This window comes from Streptomyces sp. NPDC007983 (assembly GCF_042958345.1).
GTDB lineage: Bacteria > Actinomycetota > Actinomycetes > Streptomycetales > Streptomycetaceae > Streptomyces.
Genome location: NZ_JBIBJI010000003.1, coordinates 405731 through 427959, shown reverse-complemented (window position 1 = coordinate 427959; position 22229 = coordinate 405731). Strand labels below are relative to the sequence as shown.

The following is a 22229-nucleotide window of genomic DNA, read 5'->3' as shown; positions in this document are numbered from 1 at the left end:
CGCCATGACGACAGGTCGGCTCGGGCAGCATGCCGCGCCACCGAACACGGCCTACGCCGGGCAGGTCGTGCACTTCCCGGATCCGGTTCGGGCCGCCCGCCACCCCATGGGCGTCCGGGTCGACGAAAACGGCTTTCCGGACTTCTCGCCGTACGCCCGCGTGGCCGCCGAAATCGCCGAGCCCCCGGAGGGGTTCGGGGTCGACGAGCTGCGGCTGACCGATTTCGTATCGGCGAACGCCGCGCTGCACGCCACCGGTCATGAGCTGTGGAACGACGTCTCCGCGGTGGCCACTCCGCACGGCTGGACGTGGCACCACGTGCCCGGCGGCCGCCGGATGGAGCTGATCCCGGTCGAGGTCAAGGCCCTGCTGCGGCATCACGGCGGGCTGGCGACGGCCCTGGTGGACCAGGACAAGCGGGGCACCCGTCCGTTGCAGGACACCCGGCCGATCCACTTCGGGCTGCCGGTGCGGGGGCTTTCGGTCACCGAGGAGCAGGTGCTGGGCGTGGAGGAGGACCTCGGTTACCGGCTGCCGGAGTCGTACCGCGCGTTCCTGAAGGCGGCGGGCGGGTGCGCGCCGGTGGGCGCGGCGCTCGATCCGGAGCTGGGGCTGCTGGTCGACCAGCCGTTCTTCACGGTGCGCGACGAGGCGGCGGTCAACGACCTCGTCTATGTCAACAAGTGCCTGCGCGACCACTTCACCAAGGACTACCTGGGCGTGGGCTTCGTCCAGGGCGGGGTGATCGCGGTGAAGGTGAAGGGTGACGCGATCGGCTCGGTGTGGTTCTGCGCGTACGACGACGCGCGGGACCGCGACGGCTGGACGGTCCAGGAGCGGGTGGAGCGGCTGATGCTGCCGTGCGGGGAGGACTTCGACGCCTTCCTGCTGCGGCTCGCGGGCAATCCGCCGGAGCTGGAGACCGTGGCGAACCTGATGGTGGACGGCGGATTCGCGTACGCCGTACCCGTGGAGGGGTGAGCGCGATGGTGACCTTCGCACAGGCGCAGGAGCGCGCCGAACTCTGGATCAACGGCGAGGTGCCCGCCTACCAGCAGCGCGAGGTGCGGGTGCGGGAGTTCGACCTGGGCTTCGTGGCCTGGGCCGAGGACCGCCCGGACGGAGCGGTCTCGGGCGCACCGGTGGACGGCGCGCGGCTGGTGATCGCGCGGGACAGCGGGGAGACGACGCTGTGGCCCGGGCTGCCGGTGGGTGAGGTGATCCGCCGGTACGAGGAGGAGTACGGGGCGAACGACGAGCGTGCCCAGGAGACCTCCGGGCGGCAGCAGCGCATCGACCTCAACGTGACGTCCTTCCTGCTGACTCCGCCGGAGTGGCTGCAGGAGGCGGCTGACGCGATGAGCGGCGGCGGTGGCGCGGACGCGCCGGACGTCCCCGCGCAGCGGTCCGCCGCGGAGAGCGCCCCCGCGGCGGACGAGGTGGTGGACGACTGGCCGTCGGGCGGTGTGCCGTCGCCGCGGAGCGATACGCCCGCGTCCGGATCGCCGTCCGTGCCCGCGTCCGGTCCGGCCGGTGGCGGTGAGCCGCGGGATGCCGTGCCCGCGCCGGAGCCGGTGGACGACTGGCCCTCGGGCGGTGTGCCGTCGCCGCGGAGCGATACGCCCGCGTCCGGATCGCCGTCCGCACCCGCACCCGCGCCCGCGTCCGGTTCGGCTTCCGGTTCAGCCGCCGACGAGGGCTGGCGTAACGGTCCGCCTCCGCCGCCGCCCGGTGTCGGTGAGCCGCGCGACGCCGTGCCCGCACCCGCGCCGGTGGACGACTGGCCGGCCGATGGCGTGGCGCCGCCGCGGCGGAACAGCGACGTGGACGACTGGCCCACGGACGGGGTGGCGCGGCCGCGCACCGATGCGCCCGCGCCGCCGCCCCCGCCCGCCCCGGCACCCGGGGGCGGTGGCCCGTGGGCCCCGCCTCCGCCCGCCCCGGCGCCCGCCTCCGGCGAGACGCCGAAGGGCTCGGCCACGCCCGGCGGCGGTACGCCGTGGGCCGACACCAACTCCGCGAGTGACGACGGCGATCGCTCGGTCGCCCCGCCCGCCACGGTGTTCGCCCCGCCGCTCGCGGGCTCGGACGACGAGGACACCCCGGCCCCCGGGGTGCGGCCGGACGCCAAGACCGAGCTGATGTCGGCGGGCAGCGCGCTGCCGCCCACCTCCGTCGCCCCGCCCTTCGGCTTTCCGGGGGCGGCGGGCGGTTCCGGCGCGTCCGGCGGCGCGTCCTCCGGCGCGGGCGACATCGCGGACGCCGCCACCCACAAGGCGGGCCCGGTGAGCGGCCCTGCGACCCCGCCGCCGCCCGGCGCGCCGGGTACGCCCGGCGCCCGGCCGGGTGCGGGCGCGCACACGCCTCCGCCGCCGAGCCCGTCCGGCCCCGGCGCTCCTGGCGCTCCGGCCGGTGGGTACGTACCGACGCAGCTGGTCTCGCAGCTCGACGCCGACAGCATGGGCGGCGGCATCCCGGGTGCCCCGGGTGCCCCTGGCGCTCCGGGTGCGCCCGGCGCCCCTGGCGCTCCCGGTGCGCAGAGCGGTCCGCCGACCCCGCCGCCGCCTCCGGCCCCCGGTACTCCCGGCGGTGGGGTGCACGCGGCGGCGACGATGCTGTCCGGCCCGGGCGGCCCCGGCGCACCCGGTCAGACGCCGCCCGGCGGCCAGACGCCGCCGCCTCCGTCCGCCCCGGGCGCGCCCAGTGCCCCCGGCGCTCCCGGCGCTCCCGGTGGCGGTATGCACGCGGCGGCGACGATGCTGGCGGGTGGCCAGATGCCACCGCCCGGCCCCGGCGCTTCCGGCTTTCCGCCGCCGCCCGGCCCGCCCGGTGTTCCGGGGCAGGCTGGGCCATCCGGCCCGCACCCGCCCGGCCCTCCCGGTGTCCCCGGTGCGGGTGGTCCGCACACCCCGCCGCCCCCGCCGGGCCCCTTCCCCGGCGCGCCCGGCGCCCCAGGTGTTCCCGGGGCTCCCGGTGGCGGCGTGCACGCGGCGGCGACGATGCTGGCGGGCGGTCAGACCCCGCCGCCGCCCGGCCCGCCCGGCGCTCCCGGAGCCCCGGGCGCACCCGGCGCCCCCCACATGCCGCCGCCCTCCGGCCCGCCGGTGCCCGGGATGGCTCCGCCGCCCGGTGCTCCGCAGCCGGGTATGGCGCCGCCCGCGCCCGGTGGCGGGTACGCGTATCCGCCGCCGCCCGCCGGGCTGCCGACCGTCGGCCCCGGCTATATGGCGGTCCTCCGCTACCGCGCGCAGGACGGCTCCGAGCAGCAGCTGATCCGCCGTTCCGCGCCCGGTACCCCGCACCCGGAGTGGCAGATCCTGCACGAGCTGCGGGCGATGAACGTGCCGCCGCAGCAGGTGCTGGAGCTGCACACCGAGCTGGAGTCGTGTGATCTGCCGGGTGGTTACTGCGCGCGGATGATCCGCGAGTCGTGGCCGCAGGTGCGGATCAGCCACACGGCGCCGTACGGGCGGGACCACGCGACCCGGCAGCAGGGTGTGCGCCACCTCATCGAGCACCAGGGCGAGCTGCACCAGGTCGCGGACGGCCCGGCCCGCCCGGCGCCCAACCGGGTGCCGCTGCCGCACCCCAGCCAGGTGCAGCCGATTCCGCCGGTGCCGCCGGAGGGGCTGGCGCACGAACTGGGCCAGGCGTTCGGGCCGCAGGGCCTCGTACGGTTCGACCAGCGCGCGGTGTCGCGGCAGGGCGTACCGGACGTGGTGGCGCAGACGCTGGTGTGGGCGGGGCTGCCCGCGGACTTCGGCCCGTTCTTCTGGGCCCAGGCGCAGCAAGGCCGTCCGGTGCCGACGCTCGCCGAGCTGGCGGCGGAGCGGGGCGTGCAGCCCGCGGCCGACGCGGGGTCGTACCTGGTGATGGGCAACGACTTCGGCCGTCAGCTGTGTGTGCAGTACGGCACGGCGCACATCGTGGCCGTGCCGCTGGAGGCCGCGCCGCAGCCGGTCCCGGCGCAGTTCGTCAACACCGGCCTGCCGGAGTTCGTGCGCTGCATGGGGCTGCTGGGCCGTATGTGGCGGCTGCGGTACGGGCTGACGCCGGAGCAGGCGGGCCGTTGGACCGTCGACTTCCAGGCGCAGCTCGCGGCGCTGGACCCGGCCGCGCTGTCCGCGCCGGACAACTGGTGGGCGGTGCTGCTGGAGCAGATGTGGGACGGTCTGCTCTGACTCCACCCCGTAGGACCGCCGGAGCGCGCTGAGCGCGTGCCCCATGCGAGGCGCCCGACCCCCGTGACGGGGGCGGGCGCCTCGTCGTTGTGGTACCCGGGCGGGCCCCGGCCGGGGAGATGGGCGGAGTGTCGCGTTATGGGCGATAAGACCCCATCCATCAAGATGTGCGCCGGAGCGCGTTGCCTACCGGACAAAGGGGTTCCAAGGATGGGCGCATCGGTGTCACGTCATGGCTTCACCATCGGCGGACGGGGCCGTGGTTACCGTCCCGCGCAGGTCGACCGCTATGTGGCGGAGCTGTCCGAGGCGCGTGACGTGGCGTGGGAACGCGCCGCGCGCCTCACCGTTCTCGCCAACGAGCTGGCCGCCGACGCCGAACGGCTGCGCGAGGTGATCGCCCAGCTGGCCCCCCAGACGTACGAATCGCTGGGCGATCGCGCGCAGCTGATCCTCATGGCGGCCGAGGAGGAGGTGGGCTGCCTGCGGGCAGCGGCCGAGGCGGCGGCGCAGGAGGAGTGGGAGGCCGCGCAGGCCGCCGCCCGGGCCGTCCGGGATGCCGCCCGGGACGAGGCGGAGCGGGTGCGGGAGGCCGCCGAGGCGTCGGCGCGCAGCACCGTGGAGGAGGCTCAGGCGCAGGTCGAGGAGGTGCGCGCGGCCGCGCGCCGGGACGTCAAGGAGTGGCGCAGCGAGGCGCTGGCGGCGTTGAAGGAGATGCGCGGGCGTACCGCGGCGCTCATCGCCGAGCAGGAGCGGGAGCACGCGGACCGGTGGGAGGCGGCCGGTCATGAGCTGGTGGAGCGCGACGCGGCGATGACCGCGCGGCTGATCCAGATGGAGGAGCACGCCCAGTCCAGGCTGGCGGACGCCAAGCGGGAGTACGCGATGGCCGACCAGGCGGCGCGGCTGCGGCAGGAGGACGCGCAGGCGCAGGCGGCGGAGATCATCGCGCAGGCCCGGGCCCGGGAGGAGCGGCTGGCCCGGGAGACCGAGCGGACACTGCGCGAGCACGTGGAGCGGCGCGAGGAACTGAAGGCGCATCTGGAGCATGTACGCGGCAGTCTGGCGGCCCTGACGGGCAAGCCGGTCGCGGAGGACACCGCTTCGGCGCCGCATCCGCGTCCGCACCCCGAGACCTGACGGCCCGGCCCCGGCGGGGTCAGGTCTCCCGGGCGGGGTTCGCCGTCAGCGGGCCGGCGGCGGATTCCGTTTCCGTTCCGCTTCCCGTTTCGGCGCGGACCGGGAAGCGGCGCGGGGCGAGGAACAGCAGGGCCAGCAGGGCGAGGACGGCCGCGGACGCGGCGCCCAGGTAGACGTGGTCGACGGCGGTGTCCACGGCGCGCCGCAGATAGTCGGCGGCCTGGGCGCTGAGGGCGCCGGGGTGGTCGAGGGCGTGGGAGATCGAGTCGAGGTCGCCGGGCAGGCCGTCGCGGATGCCGGGCGGGGCGGCGGCGAGCCGGGCGGCGAGGGTCGCGTTGGCGACGGCCCCGAACAGGGCCGCGCCGATGGACTGGCCGACCTGGCGGCAGAACAGGATCGAGGCGGTGGCGGTGCCGCGCTCCTCCCAGCCGACGGACGACTGCACGCCGATGATCAGCGGAAGCTGGAAGAGCCCGAGGGCGGCGCCGAGCAGCAGCATGATCAGCGCGGGCTGCCAGGCGGCGCCGGGGTAGGGGAGCAGGAGGAAGGCGGCCAGGATGAGCCCGGCGGCGCCTATGCCGATCATGGAGCAGTTCCGGAAGCCGACGCGGTTGTAGACGCGGCTGCTGAGGGCGGCCGATATGGGCCAGCTCAGCGTCATCACGGACAGCACGAACCCGGCGGGGATCGGCCCGAGTCCCAGCACCGACTGGGCGTAGGTCGGCAGGAAGACGGTCGGGGCGATCATCAGGAGGCCGAGCGCGCCGAGCGCGAGGTTGACCGCCGAGATGGTGCGGCGCCGCCACACCCACCCGGGGATGATGGGTTCGGCGGCGCGCCGTTCGATCCATACGGTCAGGGCCGCGCATCCGGCGCTCGCCGCGAGCAGCGCGAGGGAGGGCGCGGAGAGCCAGCCCCAGGCCACTCCGCCCTGGACGAGCGCGGTCAGCAGCAGCCCGCCGCAGGCGAAGATGGCGAGGGCGCCCGCCCAGTCGATGCGGGGCCGGGCCGCCCGCTGCCGTACCGGTTCGTGCAGATGGCGCACGATGAGGGTGAGGGCGAGCGCCCCGATCGGCAGGTTGATGAGGAAGATCCAGCGCCAGTCGGCGTATCCGGCGAGCACACCGCCGAGCGCGGGGCCCGTCACCGCGGACAGGGCCCATACGGAGGAGAGCCGGGCCTGGATCTTGGGGCGTTCCTTGAGCGGGTAGAGGTCGGCGGCCACGACCTGGATGGTCCCCTGGAGCGCCCCGCCGCCCAGCCCCTGGATCACGCGGAAGGCGATGAGGGAGGCCATGTTCCAGGCTCCGGCGCACAGCAGCGAGCCGACGACGAAGACGATGGTGCCCGCGACCAGGATCGGCTTGCGGCCGAAGGTGTCGGAGAGCTTCCCGTAGACCGGCAGGGTGACGGTGACGGCGAGCAGATAGCCGGAGAACAGCCAGGAGAAGACGGAGAAGCCGCCGAGATCGCCGACGATCTGCGGCACGGCGGTCGAGATGATGGTGGTGTCGAGGGCGGTCAGCGCCATGCTCAGCATCAGCGCGGCGACGACGGGGCGGCGGCCGCGGGGAGTGGCGGCGGCCGCGTCACCGGGAGGGGGGTTCTCGGGGAGGGGGGATATCGGGTCCGCGTCAGGCCCTTCTGCGGTGCCGCCCACCGTGGCGCACTCCCTCCGCCGGTCCGCGCCGGCTGATGTCTCCAGTTCTTGTACGACCCACCATTCCATGCCGCCTCGGGGCAGGGGAAGAACGCATCAGGGCTGCTGAGGCGCCGGACTTGCACCTTCCGTTACGTAGGGGTGCAGGGTCGACCCCGAGACGCACTCCACCCGAGGGCTTACTCCCCTAGGGGATACGTCCCCCTTCCTCCTACCCGGGGTTCGTTCCGGGGAAGGACGAGCCGGGGCGTACCGCTGCCTACTGTGGTTACGGCCAGCAGGACCGAGGGGGGTAGGGCTGGCCCCACCCGAAGACGGCGCCCGACCTCATCGTCCGGGCCGCCGGATTCCGGAAGGCTGACCGGGCGCGCGGACACATGTGATCGGACACTTGTGATCGGACATGTGTGACCTTCCCGGGTCCGACATAGACGACAAAGAGGAGAACACCGTGACAACGGCCGTATCGATTCCCAAGACCGGGGGCAGCGGAGGACATACGGCCGTCGCCGCCCGGGCACGCCAGGTGGTCAAGGCGTACGGCTCCGGCGAGACCCGGGTGGTCGCGCTGGACCACGTCGACGTGGACATCGCCCGCAGCCAGTTCACGGCGATCATGGGCCCGTCCGGGTCCGGCAAGTCGACGCTGATGCACTGCCTCGCGGGTCTGGACACCGTCTCCTCGGGCCAGATCTTCATCGACGAGACCGAGATCACCGGGCTCAAGGACAAGAAGCTCACCCAGCTGCGCCGGGACCGGGTCGGCTTCATCTTCCAGGCGTTCAACCTGCTGCCGACGCTCAACGCGATCGAGAACATCACGCTGCCGATGGACATCGCGGGCCGTAAGCCCGACCGGGCCTGGCTGGACCGGGTGGTGCAGACCGTCGGCCTGGCCGACCGGCTCCGGCACCGTCCGAACCAGCTGTCCGGCGGTCAGCAGCAGCGCGTCGCGGTGGCCCGCGCCCTGGCCGCCCGCCCCGAGATCATCTTCGGTGACGAGCCGACCGGAAACCTGGACTCCCGGGCCGGTGCCGAGGTGCTGGGCTTCCTCAAGCGGTCCGTGGACGAGCTGGGCCAGACGATCGTCATGGTCACCCACGATCCCGTAGCCGCCTCCTACGCCGACCGGGTGCTGTACCTGGCCGACGGCCGGATCGTGGACGAGATGTACAACCCCACCGCCGACCTGGTCCTCGAACGCATGAAGCACTTCGACGCGCGTGGACGGGTGTCATGACCGTCCTCAAGACCTCACTGCGCAACTTCCTCGCCCACAAGGGACGGATGGCGCTGTCCGCCATCGCCGTCCTGCTGTCCGTGGCCTTCGTCTGCGGCACGCTCGTCTTCACCGACACCACCAACGCCACGTTCGACAAGCTCTTCGGGAGTACGGCGTCCGACGTCACGGTCGGCCCGAAGGGGGCCGGCGACCAGGACAGCCAGCAGGGCCGAATCCGTACCCTGCCCGGTGCGGACCTGGAGCGGCTGCGGCGGATCGACGGCGTGAAGTCGGTGGCCGGGGACGCCACCAGCGAGGCGGTCACGGTCGTCGACCGCAAGGGCGACAGCATCGGGCCCAAGTCCGGTGCCCCCACCATCGGCACCAACTGGGACACCACCGAGCACCGCTCGGTGAAGCTCACCTCCGGCCACGCGCCGCGCGGCCCCACCGAGGTGATGGTCGACGCCGACACCGCCGACAGCAAGAAGCTGAAGCTCGGCGACGAGCTGCGGATCATCGCCCTGCCCGGTGAGTTCCGCGCGAAGATCGTCGGCATCGCCACGTTCCAGGTGACCAACCCGGGCGCCACGCTCGTCTACATGGACACCGCCACCGCGCAGCGGAAGCTGCTCGGCGCGCCCGGTGCGTACACCAGCTACGCGCTGACCGCCCGGCCCGGCGTCAGCAACGAGCAGCTGAAGAAGGCCGTGGTCGCCGACCTCGGCCCCGGCCTCAAGGTGCAGACGAAGGCCGAGTCCAGCAAGGAGGCCGAGAGCCAGATCGGGTCCTTCCTGGACGTCATGAAGTACGCGATGCTCGGCTTCGCCGGAATCGCGGTCCTGGTCGGCATCTTCCTGATCGTCAACACCTTCTCCATGCTGGTGGCCCAGCGCACCCGCGAGATCGGCCTGATGCGCGCCATCGGGTCCAGCCGCAAGCAGATCAACCGGTCGGTGCTGGTCGAGGCGCTGCTGCTCGGTGTCGTCGGCTCGATCCTCGGCGTCCTCGGCGGCGTCGGCCTCGCGGTCGGCCTGATGAAGCTCATGGGCAACGCGGGTCTGCACTTGAGCACCGATCAGCTGACGGTGAAGCCCACCACGCCCATCGTCGGCCTCACCATCGGCATCGTCGTCACCGTCATCGCCGCCTACATCCCCGCCCGCCGGGCCGGGACCATCTCCCCGATGGCGGCCCTGCGCGACGCGGGCACCCCGGCGGACACCAAGGCCGGACGGATCCGGGGCGCGATCGGCACCCTGCTCACCGCGGGCGGCGCGGCGGCCCTGGTCGTCGCGGGCAACGCGGCCAAGGCGGTCGACGGCTCGATGTTCCTGGCCCTCGGCGTGGTGCTGACCCTCATCGGCTTCATCGTCATCGGCCCGCTGCTGGCCGGTCTGGTGGTCCGGGCCCTGGCCACCGTGGTGCTGCGGATCTTCGGGCCGGTCGGCCGGCTGGCCGAGCGCAACGCGCTGCGCAACCCGCGCCGCACCGGCGCCACCGGCGCGGCCCTCATGATCGGCCTGGCGCTGGTCGCCTGCCTCTCGGTGGTGGGCTCCTCGATGGTCGCCTCGGCCACCGATGAGCTGGACAAGTCGGTCGGAGCGGACTTCATCGTCCAGGCCGGCGCGCAGCCGATCACCAAGCAGGCCGAGCGGGCGGTGCACCAGGCCAAGGGCCTGACCCACGTCAGCGACGTCAAGCGCATCATGGATGCCGAGCTCACTCTCCCGGACGGCGAAAAGGTCAAGAAGGACCTGTCCGCGGCCGACCCGACGTACGTGGACGACCTGCGCACCCCGGTCGTCGCGGGCAACCTGGCCGACGCGTACGGCAAGGACGCCATCGCGGTGCCGGAGGGCTTCGCCAAGGACCACAAGGTGACGAAGGGCTCCACCCTGACCGTCGCTTTCAAGGACGGCAAGACCGCGAAGCTCACGGTCGCCGCGATCACCTCGGACGACGTCAGCCTCGGCAAGGGCGCGCTGTACCTCAACATCACCACCGTCGAGCGCTATGTGCCCGCCGAGCTGATGCCGACGAACAGCATGATGCTGGCGCAGGCCAAGGACGGCCAGGAGGACGCGGCCTACTCCTCCCTCAAGTCCCAGCTCCACCCCTACCCGTCGGTGAAGGTCAAGGACCAGACCGATTACAAGCAGGAGATGAAGGACCAGATCGGCCAGCTGCTCAATCTGGTCTACGGTCTGCTGGCGCTCGCGATCATCGTCGCCATCCTCGGCGTGGTGAACACCCTGGCCCTGTCGGTCGTCGAACGGACCCGGGAAATCGGCCTGATGCGCGCCATCGGCCTCTCCCGGCGCCAGATGCGCCGCATGATCCGGCTGGAGTCCGTCGTCATCGCCCTCTTCGGCGCGCTGCTCGGCCTGGGCCTCGGCATGGGCTGGGGCGCGACCGCGCAGAAGCTGCTCGCGCTGGAGGGGCTGAAGACCCTGGAGATCCCCTGGTCGACCATCATCACGGTCTTCATCGGCTCCGCCGTGGTCGGCCTGATCGCGGCCCTGGTCCCGGCCTTCCGGGCGGCGCGGATGAACATCCTGAACGCCATCGCGACGGACTGACCGGAGGCAGGGAAGGGACCGCTGCCCCTTCTATTGGGGGGAGGGGCAGCACGGACCGGCCCGGTGTGCGACGGGGGAGCGCACCGGGCCGGTCTTCTTCACGCGCGGGACTCACGCCGCCGCGAGCGCGCCCCCGGACCGCAACAGCGGCACCACGTGGTTCCGGATGGCCGACGCCAGCCGGACATCACCCTCGCCCGCTGTCCAGCGCATCTGCGCCAGTTCGGCCGCCGGGCGGGGCTCCCCGTCGATGCGTGCTTCGAACACCGTCAGCCGCATCGGCACCCGCTCAAGCGCCGCCACCCCCTCGAACTCGCCCAGCAGCCGCGGCTCCAGCGGCGCCACGCCCAGCTCCTCGTCCAGCTCCCTGGCCAGCGTCTCCAGCGGGCCCTCGCCCGGATCCGGCTTCCCGCCGGGCAGGTAGAAGACCTCGGGAGCCGCCTTCTTGCTCACCACCAGCAGCCGTCCCCGCTGGACGATCGCGGCGGCGACGACGATCATCGGCTCTTCGTCCTCGTACGTCGTGTACGTCATGCGGGCGATTCTGGCAGTCGGGGGTGCGCCCCCGGCCAGCGGTTTTTCCTCGGTTGACTTGGAGTGCGCTCCAACTCCTAGCGTGCTCGTCACGACCACGAAGGAGGCACCTGATGTCCGATCTGCCCACCCGTCACCTGGGTGAACTCACCGTTTCCGCCCAGGGCCTGGGCTGCATGGGGATGAGCCACGGCTACGGCGACTCCGACGACGCGCAGTCGATCGCCACCATCCACCGCGCCCTCGACCTCGGCGTCACCCTGCTGGACACCTCCGACTTCTACGGTTCCGGCCACAACGAGGAGCTGATCGGCCGTGCCCTGACCGGGGGCCGCCGGGAGCAGGCGGTGGTGGCCACCAAGTTCGGCTTCGCCAACCGGCTGGGCGAGCCCACCGCGATCCGGGGCGACGCGGCCTACGTACGCGAGGCGTGCGACGCGTCGCTGCGCCGCCTCGGCGTCGACCACATCGACCTCTACTACCAGCACCGCGTCGACCCCGAGGTCCCGATCGAGGAGACCGTCGGCGCGATGGCCGAACTGGTCCAGGCGGGCAAGGTGCGCCACCTCGGGCTGTCCGAGGCGAGCGCCGAGACGATCCGCCGCGCCCACGCGGTGCACCCCATCGCGGCGCTCCAGAGCGAATGGTCGCTGTGGACCCGGGACCTGGAGCGGGAGACCGCCCCGGTCTGCCGGGAACTCGGCATCGGCCTCGTCCCCTTCTCCCCGCTCGGCCGCGGCTTCCTCACCGGCCGCTACACCTCGGTCGAGAACCTGCCGGAAACGGACATGCGCCGCACCCAGCCCCGGTTCGCGGACGGCAACCTCGAACAGAACCTGGCCATCGTCGACAAGCTGAACGAACTGGCCGCCGAGAAGGGCGTCACCGCCGGTCAGCTTGCCCTCGCCTGGGTGCAGCACCGGGGCGACGACGTGGTGCCGATCCCGGGCACCCGCCGCGAGAAGTACCTGGAGGAGAACCTCGCCGCGGCCGCCATCGAGCTGTCCGCCGCTGATCTGGCCGCGATCGACGCGGCGGCCCCGGCCGACCAGGTCGCCGGAACCCGCTACGACGAGAAGAGCCTCACCTTCGTCAACCGCTGAACGCCGGCGCCCCGGTCACCGCGCCCAGCGCGGTGACCGAGACGCTCGCGGTGCTGAACGACTCCACGCCCGCCGTGGGCTACACCTCGGCACCCGCCTTCAGCCGGGCGTTCCGGCGCCACCGCGGCCTCGCGCCGGGCACATACCGCAGCCGAAACCGCCGCGCATGACGTCCCGTGCCGTTCACCGGTGCCGACGCGCATGCCGCGTCCGCTCGGGGGCGACGCCGGCCGGTTCGATGATCCGTGACTGGACGTGCTCGTACGCCATGGTCGTCTGTACGTCGGCCACCTCGCGCCGTTCGGTGAGCCGGTCGATAACGAAGGCGTACAGGCCGTTCACGTCCGGTACCGCGATGTGCAGGAGGAAGTCGTGGGAGCCGGAGGTGACGAACATGGCGATCACCTCCGGTAGCTGCAGTGCCCATTCCCGGAATCCCTCGATGACCGGCCGGGCGGGGGGACGGATCCGTACCGAGATCAGGGCCTGCACGGGCCGCCCGGCTGCCTCCAGGTCCAGCGCGGCGTGGTAGCCGGTGATCAGTCCGCGCTCCTTGAGCAGCCGCACCCGCTCCAGCGACGTCGACGGGGAAACACCCGTCTTCGTGGCCAGATCCCGATTGGTCTGCCGTGCATCGTTCTGCAGCTCTCGCAAAAGAGCCATGTCGACCGCATCAAGTTCCATGTTTTCCGCTCTATGTCTTACGAAGTTCGCCAGGCCAGCCACTGAGGCGCATTAATGCTTAGCCTACGAGGCCATGAGGCAACAAAAGTACGGATTCTCCGGCGGTGCCGGTCTGATCCTGGGGGCCGCTCTGCTGTGGGGCACCGTCGGACCCGCACAAGCCCTGGCCGACACCTCGCTGGGCCCCGCCGCCCTCGGGGCCTGGCGGCTGCTGGTCGGCGGTGCGGTACTGGGTGCTCTCGCCCGCCGCCATCTGCGGGCCCTGCTCCCGGCGATGCGGCAGGGCCTGGCCCGCCCTCTGCTGATCTGCGCCGTGGCCACCGCCGTTTTTCAGGCGGCCTTCCTGTACTCCGCCGCGCGCACGGGCGCCGCGCTGGCCACCGTCGTCGCTCTGGGCGCCGCTCCCGCCGCCACCGGTCTGATCGCAAGGTCCGTCAACGGTGAACGCCTGACCCGGACGTGGCTGGTCTCCACCGCCGCCGCCGTGACCGGCTGTGCCCTGCTGCTCGCGCCCACGGGCGCCGGCGTCGACGTCCTCGGACTGCTCGCCGCCACGGTCTCAGGCGTCTGTTACGGCCTGTACGCCGTGCACGCCAAGCAGCTGACCACCGACCACCCGCACGTACACCTGCCGGCCGTGTCCGCCCTCTCGCTGCTGCTGGGCGCCGTTCCGCTGGTGCCGTGGATGGCCACCGACACCGCCGCACTCGCCCAGCCCGCCACGCTGTACCTGATCGCCTGGCTGGGACTGGTCACCACCGCCCTGGCGTACTGGCTGTTCTCCGCCGGCATCCCCGCCACCAGCGCGGCCGCCGTAGGCACCCTCAGCCTTGCCGAACCCCTCGCCGCGTCCTTCCTCGGCGTCTTCGTCCTGCACGAGCACCTCACCACGACCGCCGCCCTCGGCAGCCTGCTGATCTTCGGCGGTCTGGCCGCGGCCTGCCTCCCCACCTCCCGCGCGCGGCCCGCCACGACACGCACCGAGCCTTCCGCCGACGAGCTGGCCGCGGGAGGTTCGTTCATCCGGTGAGGCTCTGTGTCCCTATGACGGACAGCAGAGCGAGGCGGTCGGCGTCCTCGGTTCCGAGTTCCGCGGTGTACACCATGATGCGCAGGTGGTTGCCGGCCACGTGGAGGACATCGCAGTCCAGGGTGAGGGGGCCGACGGTGGGGTGGTCGATGGTCTTGCGGCTTGCCTGATGTTCGGCGGTGGTGCCGGTGTCCCACAGGCCGGCAAAACGGGCGCTGCGCCGCCGAAGCTGCGTCAGCAGATCGGTGAGGGCGGGGTCGTCGGGATAAAGGGCAGCGGTGCGCCGCAGGTCGGCGGCGAGGAGCCGCTGCAGCTGTCCGTTGGATTCGGGGGTGTGGCGCACGCGGGTGGTGGAGGTGATGAAGGCGCGCCAGACGGCGTTGAGGTCGGGCCCGTGCCATTGCCCTATCAGCGCGCAGTAGAGGGGGTTGGCGAGCAGCTGGGTCCAGGCGGCGTCGTAGACGGCGACGGCGCTTCCGGTCAGGCGGTCGAGGATGCGGTGGACGCCGGGGGTGATGTGGCGCGGGATGGTTCCGGGGCCGGGGACGGCCAGCTTCGCGAGGTGGAAGAGGTGCTCGCGTTCGGCCGGGTCGAGGCGCAGGGCGCGGGCGAGGGCTTCGGCGATCTGGGGTGAGGGATTGCTCGCGCGTCCTTGTTCGAGGCGGATGATGTAATCCGCGGAGATCCCCGCCAGCTGGGAGAGTTCTTCGCGCCGCAGGCCGGGTGCCCGTCTGCGGCCGCCGGAGGGCAGGCCGACGGTGTCGGGGCTGAGGCGGTCGCGCCAGGAGCGCAGGGCCTCACCGAGTTCTGTCCGGGGCATGCCTCCATTCTCGCAAGTGCATTTTCTTTTACCTGGTACTGATAGTCCCAGGAAGCCGGGTCTACTACCTCATGATGCGAACGGTGCGCATGCTGAGTGCATGACCGCAACGCCAGCACCACGGAACACTCCCGTGGTCGGAGCCATCGGACTGGGCGATCAGGGCCTGCCGATGGCCAACCTGAGCCGGACACCGAAAGGCAACACCCCCTCATGAGCAAGCTCGCACTCGTCACCGGCGCGACCTCCGGGATCGGCAAGGCGTTCGCCGAGCGCTTCGCCGCCGACGGTTATGACCTGATCACCGTCGGCCGCCGCCAGGACCGCCTCGACCAGTTCGCCGCCGACCACCCCGATGTGAAGGTGCGCACCGTCGCCGCGGATCTGTCCACCGAGGAGGGCATCGACGCCGTCGCGTCCTACTGCGTCGACGAGCCACTGGAGATGTTGGTCAACAACGCCGGCGTATCCCACTACATGCCGCTGGCCGACCTCCCGGCCGACAAGGCCCGTGACCTGGTCAACGTCAAAGTCCTCGCCCCCACCCAGCTGATGCGCGCCGCCGTCGGCGGCATGCAGCGGCGCGGCAGCGGCACCATCCTCAACGTCGCCGGCATGATCGCCTTCTCCGGCCCCGCCGACAAGTCCGTCATGCCGCGCCGCGCCGCCTACGCCGGCACCCTGGCCTACCTCGTGGCCATGACCCAGACCCTCGCTGCCGAGGTCGAGGACTCCGGCGTCAAGGTCGGCGTCGTCTGCCCCGGCGTGGTCGCCACCGAGTTCCACTCCTCACAGGGCCTGGACATGAGCGCTGTGCCCCGCATGAGCGCGGACGACCTCGTCACCGGCGCCCTGCGCGGCCTGGAGCTCGGAGAAACCGTCAGCGCCCCCGGCGTCGAGGACTACCAACTCCTGCAGGACGTCTTCACCGCCGACCTCGCCGCCTTCGGCGGCCAGAGCCCGCGGCTCGCCACCCGCTACACCACGTAACAGCGGCTTCCACAGCGCGGCCCACTCGTGCTCCGAGTCGTCGAGCGAGGGAGTCCTGATCGGCGGTCTCCCAGTACAGCATCGTCTCGTACAGCCGTCGTCCCATCAGGTGGACGCCGACCCGATGATCGCGCCCAGCGCGTCCTGTTCCCCGTCCGCCAGCCAGCGGGCGACGTGCACCATGCGCAGCGCGGTGACCAGCCGCTCCCGGTCCTCCTCCGTACCGAGGTCGCCGAGGTACGGCGGCAGGATCACCCCGAGCGCCCGCAGCTCGCCGCGGGCGCACAGCCGGTGCAGGAGCGCTTCGAGTTCCGCGTCGCGGCCGGTGGTGCGCAGGCCTTCGGCGATGCCGAAGCGGGTCCAGTCCGCGTAGCTCCCCGGCGGTACGTCGCCGATGCGCGCGGCGGCGCGTACGAAGTGCTCCCGGGCCTCATCCGCTGCGCCCAGCGCCCGGTACGCCGAGCCCATGTTCACGTGCAGCGAGGCATAGAAGCCGCGGACCCGGTCGTCGCCGACCGCGTCCGCGCGGTCCAGGCACTCCTGGTTCCACCGCAGCGTCTCCTCGGGGGTGGACTGGTGCCGGGCCAGGTAGTGCGCGGCCACGCACTTCTCGTAGTCGTCGGTGGCGACGTCCCACGCCTGCCGGAAGCGGGCGCGGGCGTCGGCGGCCCGCCCCTCGGCCTCGGCGGCCATGCCCTCGACGCACAGCCGGACCACCAGGTTGTCGGGATCCACGGCGGTCTCCTTCATGGGATGCGGACGGGCATGACGAGGGTCGTGAAACTGCCCTGATCGGCAGACCGGACGACAACGGGCTCACTGTCCGAGGCGATCTCCAGCAGCACATCGGGCCCCACGCCGGCCTCCAGCGCGGCCGGCAGGACGGCAGGGTCGAACGCGATGCGCAACGGCGCCCCGGTGCACAGGGCGGGCAGCACCGGCCCACCCTCGACCGTCAGTCCGCCGTCACCGGTCCGCATGACGACCGGCCCGTCACTGTCCCGTCCCGTGAGGGCCGCGCACAGCGCCGTCCGGTCGGTGATCACCCGGTGCCGGGCGGCGGCGAGCCCGTCCAGCACCATGCGGTACGCGGGGAACACCTCGTCCGCGACGGCAAGCGTCCGCTCCTCCCCGCCCCCGCGCACGCGTACGTCGGCCCCATCCACCTCGATCGAGACCTCCGCCAGCCCCCGCACCCAGCCCGCGACCTCCCGCAGCTCCTCCACCTCGACGGTCAGCCCGCACGGCTCACCGCTGATCGCGAGCGGCCGCAGCGCCCGTACGGACAGCCGGTACCGGTCGGTGGCCACCAGCCGCAGCTCCTGGTCGGCGAGTTCGATCAGGACGCGGCCCAGCACCGGGAACTCCTCCCGCACCGCGCCCGCCGCCACCGCAGGGCCCACCTGCCGTACCGCCCCCGCCAGCTCCGCCCCGCCGACCCGGACCTCGGCGCGGCGCGCCCCGCCCGGCAGCGTGCGCAACACGTCCTCGATCGCCGCGCGGGCGGCCGCCGCCGACTCCCGGGTCCGCCGCAGCTGGTCCCGCAGCACCTCCCGGGCCTCCTCGGGCGGCCCGTCCAGCACCGCGGTCGCGTCGACCAGCGGCAGCCCGGCCTCGCGCAGCCGCCGCAGCAGCGTGGCACGGGGCGCCTGCTCCGGGGCGTAGTACCGATACCCGGTGGCCGCGTCCACCCGCGCGGGGCGCAGCACCGCGCAGTCGTCGTAGAACCGCAGCGCGCTCGGCGCCAGCCCGACCCGGCGGGCGAAGGCCCCGATGCCCATCAGGGGCTCGTCGTCGTCCATGACCGTCATGCTCGGCCTTCATCCGGCTCGAAGGTCAAGCGGAACCGCACCGATGAGTTTCGCCCCGCGCCCCGGTCATACCGGTATAACCCATCACCACCAGGGAGGTCCCCATGACCGAGACCGCGAAGGGCACCCGGCTCACCGAGGTCGGCCGGGTCGCCGTCACCGTCGCCGACCAGGACCGGGCGCTCGACTTCTACGTCAACACGCTCGGCTTCGAGAAGCGTGCCGACATCCCCTTCGGCGACGGCATGCGCTGGATCGAGGTGGGCCCGGCGGCCGCCCCGACCGGCATCGCGCTCGTCCTCCCGCGCGAGGGCCAAACCGCCGAGGGCACCGAAACCGGCCTGATCCTCACCTCAGAGGACATCGACGCCGACCACGCCACCCTGCGCTCACGCGGCGTCGACACCGACCCGGAGGTCCAGCGCTGGGGCGCCCCGGTCCCGCCGATGTTCAGCTTCCGTGACGCGGACGGCAACACGCTGATGGTCGTGGAGAACGGCTGAGCCCAGCCCCACCGGGAGCCGGTCCGCACACGGGGACGGACCGGCTCCCGGCGGTGTGAGTGGGTAGGGGGCGCCAGACCTCCTTTGACGGGCCTCCTTCTGACGGGCCCGGGGGCGCGGGACGGTTTTAAGACAAGAAAGAGACGCAACTTACGTCATCCGCGCGCCTTCGACAGCCAAAAACGATCACAGGCGAAACTTGATGTGCATGTACATGCCGTGATCGTGTGTTGGTGAGGGGGGATCAAGGACATGGCTGTCACGGTGCCGGACTGGGCCGACACTTTGCTGGATGTGATCGGGGTGTCCTGGCCGAACGTCGACGAGGACGCTTACCGGGACATGGCGGACTCCTTGCGGGACTTCGCCGATGACCTCGAGGACGACGGGCAACTCGCCAACGGTCATGTGTCGCGCCTGCTGTCATCCGGCTCCGGCGAGGCACTTGACGCTCTCAACCTTCACTGGGGCCAGGTCAAGGACAAACACCTCAAGGACATCTCATCGGCTGCGCGCACCATCGCCGGCGCGCTTGATACCGCCGCCACAGCCGTGGAGGCCATGAAGGGCGCGGCAATCGTCCAGCTGGGCTATCTGGCCGAGGAGGCCGGTGTCGCGCTGTCCTTGATCCCCGTGACCGGTGGTTTGTCGGCATTGCTGGGAGCGGGGGCGATACGGGCGACCCAGGAGGTTGTCAGGCGTCTGATCAAGGAGTGCGGGGAGGAGGCCCTCGGCTACATCACCGCGGCGCTGACCGAACCGGCTGTGGCCGCACTGGAGGGCATGGCCGCCGACCTCGTGGTGCAAGTGGGTGCGACCGCCCTCGGGTTGCAGGATGGAGTCGACCTCGATCAGGCTGGGCAGGCAGGCAAGGACGGCTTCAAAGAAGGCGTTCAGGGGGCCAAGGATGCCATGCAACTGGCCTCCGCGGACGGTGCGGGGAGTGGCGGGGGTGGCGGGGCGAAGAGGCTGCGCATCGACCACAAGGAGCACGACCACGCATCCACCCAGCTCAGTGGACTGAGCGTCAACTTCCATACAAAGACGGCAGGCAAGCTCTCCACCGCCAAGGCGCATCACAGCCGCACGCGCGGCCGTGACAGCCTCGCCGAGGCCATGGATCCGGTCGCGGACAAGGCCATGGACGCCTTGGAGAAGGCGCTCAAGACCATGGGCGATCACGTCAGCAGCAAGCTGCCCAAAGCGGTCAAACAAATATCCACCGACCACAAGAACAATGACATCGACATAGGTGCCGGTTTCGGTAAGGGCCGCAGGGAGAAAGGCGGCCGGGGCGGCGGTAACTCTCGCAACGGTGACGGGAAAAGGGGCGCATCCCACGCCAAGCCGAACTCGCTGAGAGACGCCAAGGAGGATCGGCGCGGCAAGGGCATTCCGCTAGTGCTGTGACCGCATAGGTTCGCCGGGCCGGAGGTTGGGGCGTTTGGATGGGCGGCGACGTCCGTTCCGACCGCTGGGAGGTGTGGTGGCCGAGCCTGTGCGCGTGCGCAGACTGACCGACCAGGAGGGGCAGCGGCTGCAGCAGATCGTGCGCCGCGGCAGCACGAGTTCGGTGCGATACCGGCGCGCGATGATGCTGCTGGCCTCGGCCGGCGGGAACCGCGTGCCGGTGATCGCCCAGCTGGTGCAGGCCGACGAAGACACCGTCCGGGATGTGATCCACCGGTTCAACGAGATCGGTCTGTCCTGCCTGGACCCTAAGTGGGCGGGAGGCCGTCCCCGCCTGCTCAGCCTTGACGATGAGGACTTCGTTATCGAGACGGCCACCACCCGCCCGGCCAAACTCGGGCAGCCCTTCACCCGCTGGTCGGTGCGCAAACTGGTCGCCTACCTGCGGAAAGTGCACGGCAGGGTCATTCGTATCGGCCGCGAGGCGTTACGTTGCCTGCTCGCGCGCCGCGGCGTCACCTTCCAGCGCACCAAGACCTGGAAGGAGTCCCCGGATCCGGAGCGCGAGGCGAAGCTGGACCGGATCGAGGAGGTCCTGGACCGTTTCCCGGACCGGGTCTTCGCGTTCGACGAGTTCGGCCCGCTCGGGATCCGGCCCACCGCGGGCTCGGTCTGGGCCGAGCAGGGGCACCCCGACCGGCTGCCCGCTACCTATCACCGCACTCACGGGGTCCGGTATTTCCACGGCTGCTACTCGGTCGGCGACGACACCCTGTGGGGCGTCAACCGCCGCAGGAAGGGAGCCGGGAACACGCTGGCGGCACTGAAGTCGATCCGTGCCGCCCGACCCGACGGCGCACCCATCCACGTGATCCTGGACAACCTGTCCGCCCACAAGGGCGCCGATATCCGCCGCTGGGCTGATAGACACCGGGTCGAGCTGTGCTTCACCCCGACCTATGCCTCTTGGGCCAACCCGATCGAGGCCCACTTCGGGCCGCTACGGCAGTTCACCATCGCCAACTCCCGCCACCCCAACCACACCGTGCAGACCCCGGGCCCTCCACGCTTACCTGCGCTGGCGCAACGCCAATGCCCGCCACCGAGACGTCCTGGCCGCCGAACGCCGCGAACGCGCCCGGATCCGCCGTGAGAAGGGCATCCGCTGGGGCGGACGCCCCCTCAAGGCCGCGGCCTGACCACACGCCCTGCGTGTCAGCTGAGGATCTCGGCCGCCTTGGTCATCGGCCCTCCTGCGTCACCGGTGTTGAGCGTTCCCGCCGGTTCGAACAACAGGATCGCGGTCTCCTCGTCTGCCACAGGGCAGTGTTCGACTCCACGGGGAACCACGAACAACTCGCCAGGTTCCAGCACCACATCGGCATCCCTGAGCTGGATGGTGAGCCGCCCGCTGATGACCAGGAACAGTTCATCGGTGTCCTCGTGGGTGTGCCAGACGAATTCCCCCTTCAGTTTGGCCAGCTTGACCTCGTAGTCGTTCAGCACAGCCACTTTCTTCTGCGACCACAGCTCGCTGAACTGCGACAGCTTGTCGGCGAGGTTGACAGGAACAGCAGACTTGGACATACGGCATCCTTCCCAAAGCCGGTCAACCGGGAGCGACCTCTCAGGCCCTCCGGCCGGCGTCACGAGCCTGCCGCGCTCGGACTCCGCCAGTCTTGTACGTTCCTGGCATGGCAACCGGAGACCGACCCCGCACGTCCATCAGCGCCTGGAGGCCGCCAGTCCCGGGGATCGCCGAGGTCTTCCACGCGCACTTCACCGACCACGCGTACCCGGCCCACACTCACGACACGTGGGACCTGATGATCCTCGACCATGGCTCGGTCGACTTCACACTCGACCGCCGCCGCCATGGAGCGACCGGTACCGCCAGCGTCCTCCTGCTGCCTCCCGGCGTCCCTCATGACGGTCGGACCGTCACGGCGGCAGGCTTCCACAAGCGCAACCTCTACCTCGACGACTCCGTACTCCCGCAGCGTTTGGTCGGCCGCGCGGTGGACGCTCCAGTCTTCAGCGACGGGCTGCTGCGCTACCGGATCGACCAGTTACACGCCGCTCTCGTCCATGCCGGAGACGGGTTCGAAGCCGAGTCCCGCCTCTCGCTCATCCGTGAACGACTCCACTTCCACCTCGACGCGCTCCAGCCCCGCGCACCAGGGCGCGAGGCAAACCGGCTTGCCGCCGAGCTGCGGGAACTACTGGACTCACGGATCCACGTCGGTATATCCCTGCACGACGCCGCCGCCATCCTGCATGCCCACCCCACTCACCTGATCCGCTGCTTCAAGCAGACATACGGCCTGCCGCCACACACCTACCTCACCGGCAGGCGCATCGATCAAGCACGTCGACTCCTCCTCGACGGTCACCGGCCCGCTGAGGTCGCCACAACCGTGGGATTCCACGACCAAGCCCACCTGAACCGACACTTCACACGCCACGTGGGCACCACACCCGCACGTTACAAGCGCCTTCGCACCGGCGCTCCAATCTCTTCCTGACTTTGCGTCGGATCCTCAGATCCAATCGCCTCT

At 71.6% G+C, this 22229-nt stretch carries 17 protein-coding genes and 3 pseudogenes; 12 read left to right on the top strand and 8 right to left on the bottom strand.

What is annotated here, in order from left to right; translation table 11 throughout:
• Positions 1 to 4 precede the first annotated feature (4 nt).
• From ACFZCY_RS10970 to ACFZCY_RS10960, 3 genes are all read left to right on the top strand, one after another.
• Positions 5 to 982, top strand: coding sequence for an HNH endonuclease (locus ACFZCY_RS10970; RefSeq protein WP_391171163.1), 978 nt, complete (start codon positions 5 to 7; stop codon positions 980 to 982).
• A 5-nt stretch (positions 983 to 987) separates the two neighbouring features.
• Positions 988 to 4182, top strand: coding sequence for an SUKH-4 family immunity protein (locus tag ACFZCY_RS10965; RefSeq protein WP_391171161.1), 3195 nt, complete (start codon positions 988 to 990; stop codon positions 4180 to 4182).
• Positions 4183 to 4392: 210 nt separating this feature from the next.
• Entirely contained in the window at positions 4393 to 5322 is a 930-nt protein-coding gene (locus ACFZCY_RS10960; RefSeq protein WP_391171159.1) for a cellulose-binding protein, read from the top strand.
• A 19-nt stretch (positions 5323 to 5341) separates the two neighbouring features.
• On the opposite strand, the gene ACFZCY_RS10955 is transcribed toward ACFZCY_RS10960, so the two are convergent.
• Complete coding sequence (locus tag ACFZCY_RS10955) at positions 5342 to 6982, bottom strand: MFS transporter (RefSeq protein WP_391171156.1); 1641 nt, start codon at positions 6980 to 6982, stop codon at positions 5342 to 5344.
• A gap of 451 nt (positions 6983 to 7433) precedes the next feature.
• On the opposite strand from ACFZCY_RS10955, the gene ACFZCY_RS10950 reads away from it, so the two are divergent.
• Together ACFZCY_RS10950 and ACFZCY_RS10945 are read left to right on the top strand one after the other, a co-directional pair.
• Positions 7434 to 8222: an ATP-binding cassette domain-containing protein gene (locus ACFZCY_RS10950; RefSeq protein WP_391171154.1), complete on the top strand. Its 789-nt coding sequence runs from the start codon at positions 7434 to 7436 to the stop codon at positions 8220 to 8222.
• Positions 8219 to 10786, top strand: a complete 2568-nt coding sequence (locus ACFZCY_RS10945) for an FtsX-like permease family protein (protein WP_391171152.1) — start codon at positions 8219 to 8221, stop codon at positions 10784 to 10786. Before ACFZCY_RS10950 ends, ACFZCY_RS10945 begins: the two co-directional genes overlap by 4 nt.
• A 111-nt stretch (positions 10787 to 10897) precedes the next feature.
• On the opposite strand, the gene ACFZCY_RS10940 is transcribed toward ACFZCY_RS10945, so the two are convergent.
• Positions 10898 to 11320 (bottom strand): NUDIX domain-containing protein, encoded by a 423-nt coding sequence (locus tag ACFZCY_RS10940; RefSeq protein WP_391171150.1) that lies wholly within the window; start codon positions 11318 to 11320, stop codon positions 10898 to 10900.
• A 113-nt stretch (positions 11321 to 11433) separates the two neighbouring features.
• Between ACFZCY_RS10940 and ACFZCY_RS10935 the strand changes: the two genes are divergently transcribed.
• On the top strand, positions 11434 to 12423 hold the full coding sequence (locus ACFZCY_RS10935) for an aldo/keto reductase (RefSeq protein ID WP_391171148.1): 990 nt from the start codon (positions 11434 to 11436) through the stop codon (positions 12421 to 12423).
• A 183-nt stretch (positions 12424 to 12606) separates the two neighbouring features.
• On the opposite strand, the gene ACFZCY_RS10930 is transcribed toward ACFZCY_RS10935, so the two are convergent.
• A complete protein-coding gene (locus tag ACFZCY_RS10930) occupies positions 12607 to 13107 on the bottom strand; it encodes a winged helix-turn-helix transcriptional regulator (protein WP_391171146.1) in 501 nt (166 codons plus the stop codon).
• 73 nt (positions 13108 to 13180) lie between these two features.
• Between ACFZCY_RS10930 and ACFZCY_RS10925 the strand changes: the two genes are divergently transcribed.
• Positions 13181 to 14137, top strand: coding sequence for an EamA family transporter (locus tag ACFZCY_RS10925; RefSeq protein WP_391171144.1), 957 nt, complete (start codon positions 13181 to 13183; stop codon positions 14135 to 14137).
• Here ACFZCY_RS10925 and ACFZCY_RS10920 read toward each other — a convergent pair.
• Complete coding sequence (locus ACFZCY_RS10920; protein ID WP_391171142.1) at positions 14127 to 14957, bottom strand: helix-turn-helix domain-containing protein; 831 nt, start codon at positions 14955 to 14957, stop codon at positions 14127 to 14129. The two genes, ACFZCY_RS10925 and ACFZCY_RS10920, sit on opposite strands and share 11 nt — an antisense overlap.
• A gap of 213 nt (positions 14958 to 15170) precedes the next feature.
• On the opposite strand from ACFZCY_RS10920, the gene ACFZCY_RS10915 reads away from it, so the two are divergent.
• Positions 15171 to 15947, top strand: coding sequence for an SDR family NAD(P)-dependent oxidoreductase (locus ACFZCY_RS10915; RefSeq protein WP_391171140.1), 777 nt, complete (start codon positions 15171 to 15173; stop codon positions 15945 to 15947).
• On the opposite strand, the pseudogene ACFZCY_RS10910 reads toward ACFZCY_RS10915, so the two are convergent.
• The 3 genes and pseudogenes from ACFZCY_RS10910 to ACFZCY_RS10900 all read right to left on the bottom strand — a co-directional run.
• Positions 15941 to 16068: pseudogene (locus ACFZCY_RS10910) on the bottom strand (dihydrofolate reductase); the annotation flags it as partial. The gene ACFZCY_RS10915 and the pseudogene ACFZCY_RS10910 sit on opposite strands and share 7 nt — an antisense overlap.
• Positions 16053 to 16682: a hypothetical protein gene (locus ACFZCY_RS10905; protein WP_391171138.1), complete on the bottom strand. Its 630-nt coding sequence runs from the start codon at positions 16680 to 16682 to the stop codon at positions 16053 to 16055. The gene ACFZCY_RS10905 and the pseudogene ACFZCY_RS10910, both read right to left, overlap by 16 nt.
• A gap of 11 nt (positions 16683 to 16693) precedes the next feature.
• Positions 16694 to 17749 (bottom strand): MerR family transcriptional regulator, encoded by a 1056-nt coding sequence (locus ACFZCY_RS10900; protein WP_391171136.1) that lies wholly within the window; start codon positions 17747 to 17749, stop codon positions 16694 to 16696.
• Positions 17750 to 17862: 113 nt separating this feature from the next.
• Between ACFZCY_RS10900 and ACFZCY_RS10895 the strand changes: the two genes are divergently transcribed.
• From ACFZCY_RS10895 to ACFZCY_RS10885, 3 genes and pseudogenes are all read left to right on the top strand, one after another.
• Entirely contained in the window at positions 17863 to 18261 is a 399-nt protein-coding gene (locus ACFZCY_RS10895; protein ID WP_391171134.1) for a VOC family protein, read from the top strand.
• A gap of 252 nt (positions 18262 to 18513) precedes the next feature.
• Positions 18514 to 19662 (top strand): annotated as a pseudogene (locus ACFZCY_RS10890) (type IV secretion protein Rhs); the annotation flags it as partial.
• A gap of 85 nt (positions 19663 to 19747) precedes the next feature.
• Positions 19748 to 20870 (top strand): annotated as a pseudogene (locus tag ACFZCY_RS10885) (IS630 family transposase).
• A 16-nt stretch (positions 20871 to 20886) separates the two neighbouring features.
• Here the strand turns inward: ACFZCY_RS10885 and ACFZCY_RS10880 are convergent.
• Positions 20887 to 21258, bottom strand: a complete 372-nt coding sequence (locus tag ACFZCY_RS10880; RefSeq protein ID WP_123105665.1) for a cupin domain-containing protein — start codon at positions 21256 to 21258, stop codon at positions 20887 to 20889.
• Between the two features lie 107 nt (positions 21259 to 21365).
• On the opposite strand from ACFZCY_RS10880, the gene ACFZCY_RS10875 reads away from it, so the two are divergent.
• Entirely contained in the window at positions 21366 to 22196 is an 831-nt protein-coding gene (locus ACFZCY_RS10875) for an AraC family transcriptional regulator (protein ID WP_123105663.1), read from the top strand.
• Positions 22197 to 22229: the final 33 nt, after the last annotated feature.

Coding starts and splice junctions, on each gene's coding strand:
- ACFZCY_RS10970 (WP_391171163.1), top strand. CDS start 5: ATGACGACAGGTCGGCTCGGGCAGCATGCCGCGCCACCGAACACGGCC.
- ACFZCY_RS10965 (WP_391171161.1), top strand. CDS start 988: ATGGTGACCTTCGCACAGGCGCAGGAGCGCGCCGAACTCTGGATCAAC.
- ACFZCY_RS10960 (WP_391171159.1), top strand. CDS start 4,393: ATGGGCGCATCGGTGTCACGTCATGGCTTCACCATCGGCGGACGGGGC.
- ACFZCY_RS10945 (WP_391171152.1), top strand. CDS start 8,219: ATGACCGTCCTCAAGACCTCACTGCGCAACTTCCTCGCCCACAAGGGA.
- ACFZCY_RS10940 (WP_391171150.1), bottom strand. CDS start 11,320: ATGACGTACACGACGTACGAGGACGAAGAGCCGATGATCGTCGTCGCC.
- ACFZCY_RS10935 (WP_391171148.1), top strand. CDS start 11,434: ATGTCCGATCTGCCCACCCGTCACCTGGGTGAACTCACCGTTTCCGCC.
- ACFZCY_RS10930 (WP_391171146.1), bottom strand. CDS start 13,107: ATGGAACTTGATGCGGTCGACATGGCTCTTTTGCGAGAGCTGCAGAAC.
- ACFZCY_RS10925 (WP_391171144.1), top strand. CDS start 13,181: ATGAGGCAACAAAAGTACGGATTCTCCGGCGGTGCCGGTCTGATCCTG.
- ACFZCY_RS10920 (WP_391171142.1), bottom strand. CDS start 14,957: ATGCCCCGGACAGAACTCGGTGAGGCCCTGCGCTCCTGGCGCGACCGC.
- ACFZCY_RS10915 (WP_391171140.1), top strand. CDS start 15,171: ATGAGCAAGCTCGCACTCGTCACCGGCGCGACCTCCGGGATCGGCAAG.
- ACFZCY_RS10900 (WP_391171136.1), bottom strand. CDS start 17,749: ATGGACGACGACGAGCCCCTGATGGGCATCGGGGCCTTCGCCCGCCGG.
- ACFZCY_RS10895 (WP_391171134.1), top strand. CDS start 17,863: ATGACCGAGACCGCGAAGGGCACCCGGCTCACCGAGGTCGGCCGGGTC.
- ACFZCY_RS10880 (WP_123105665.1), bottom strand. CDS start 21,258: ATGTCCAAGTCTGCTGTTCCTGTCAACCTCGCCGACAAGCTGTCGCAG.
- ACFZCY_RS10875 (WP_123105663.1), top strand. CDS start 21,366: ATGGCAACCGGAGACCGACCCCGCACGTCCATCAGCGCCTGGAGGCCG.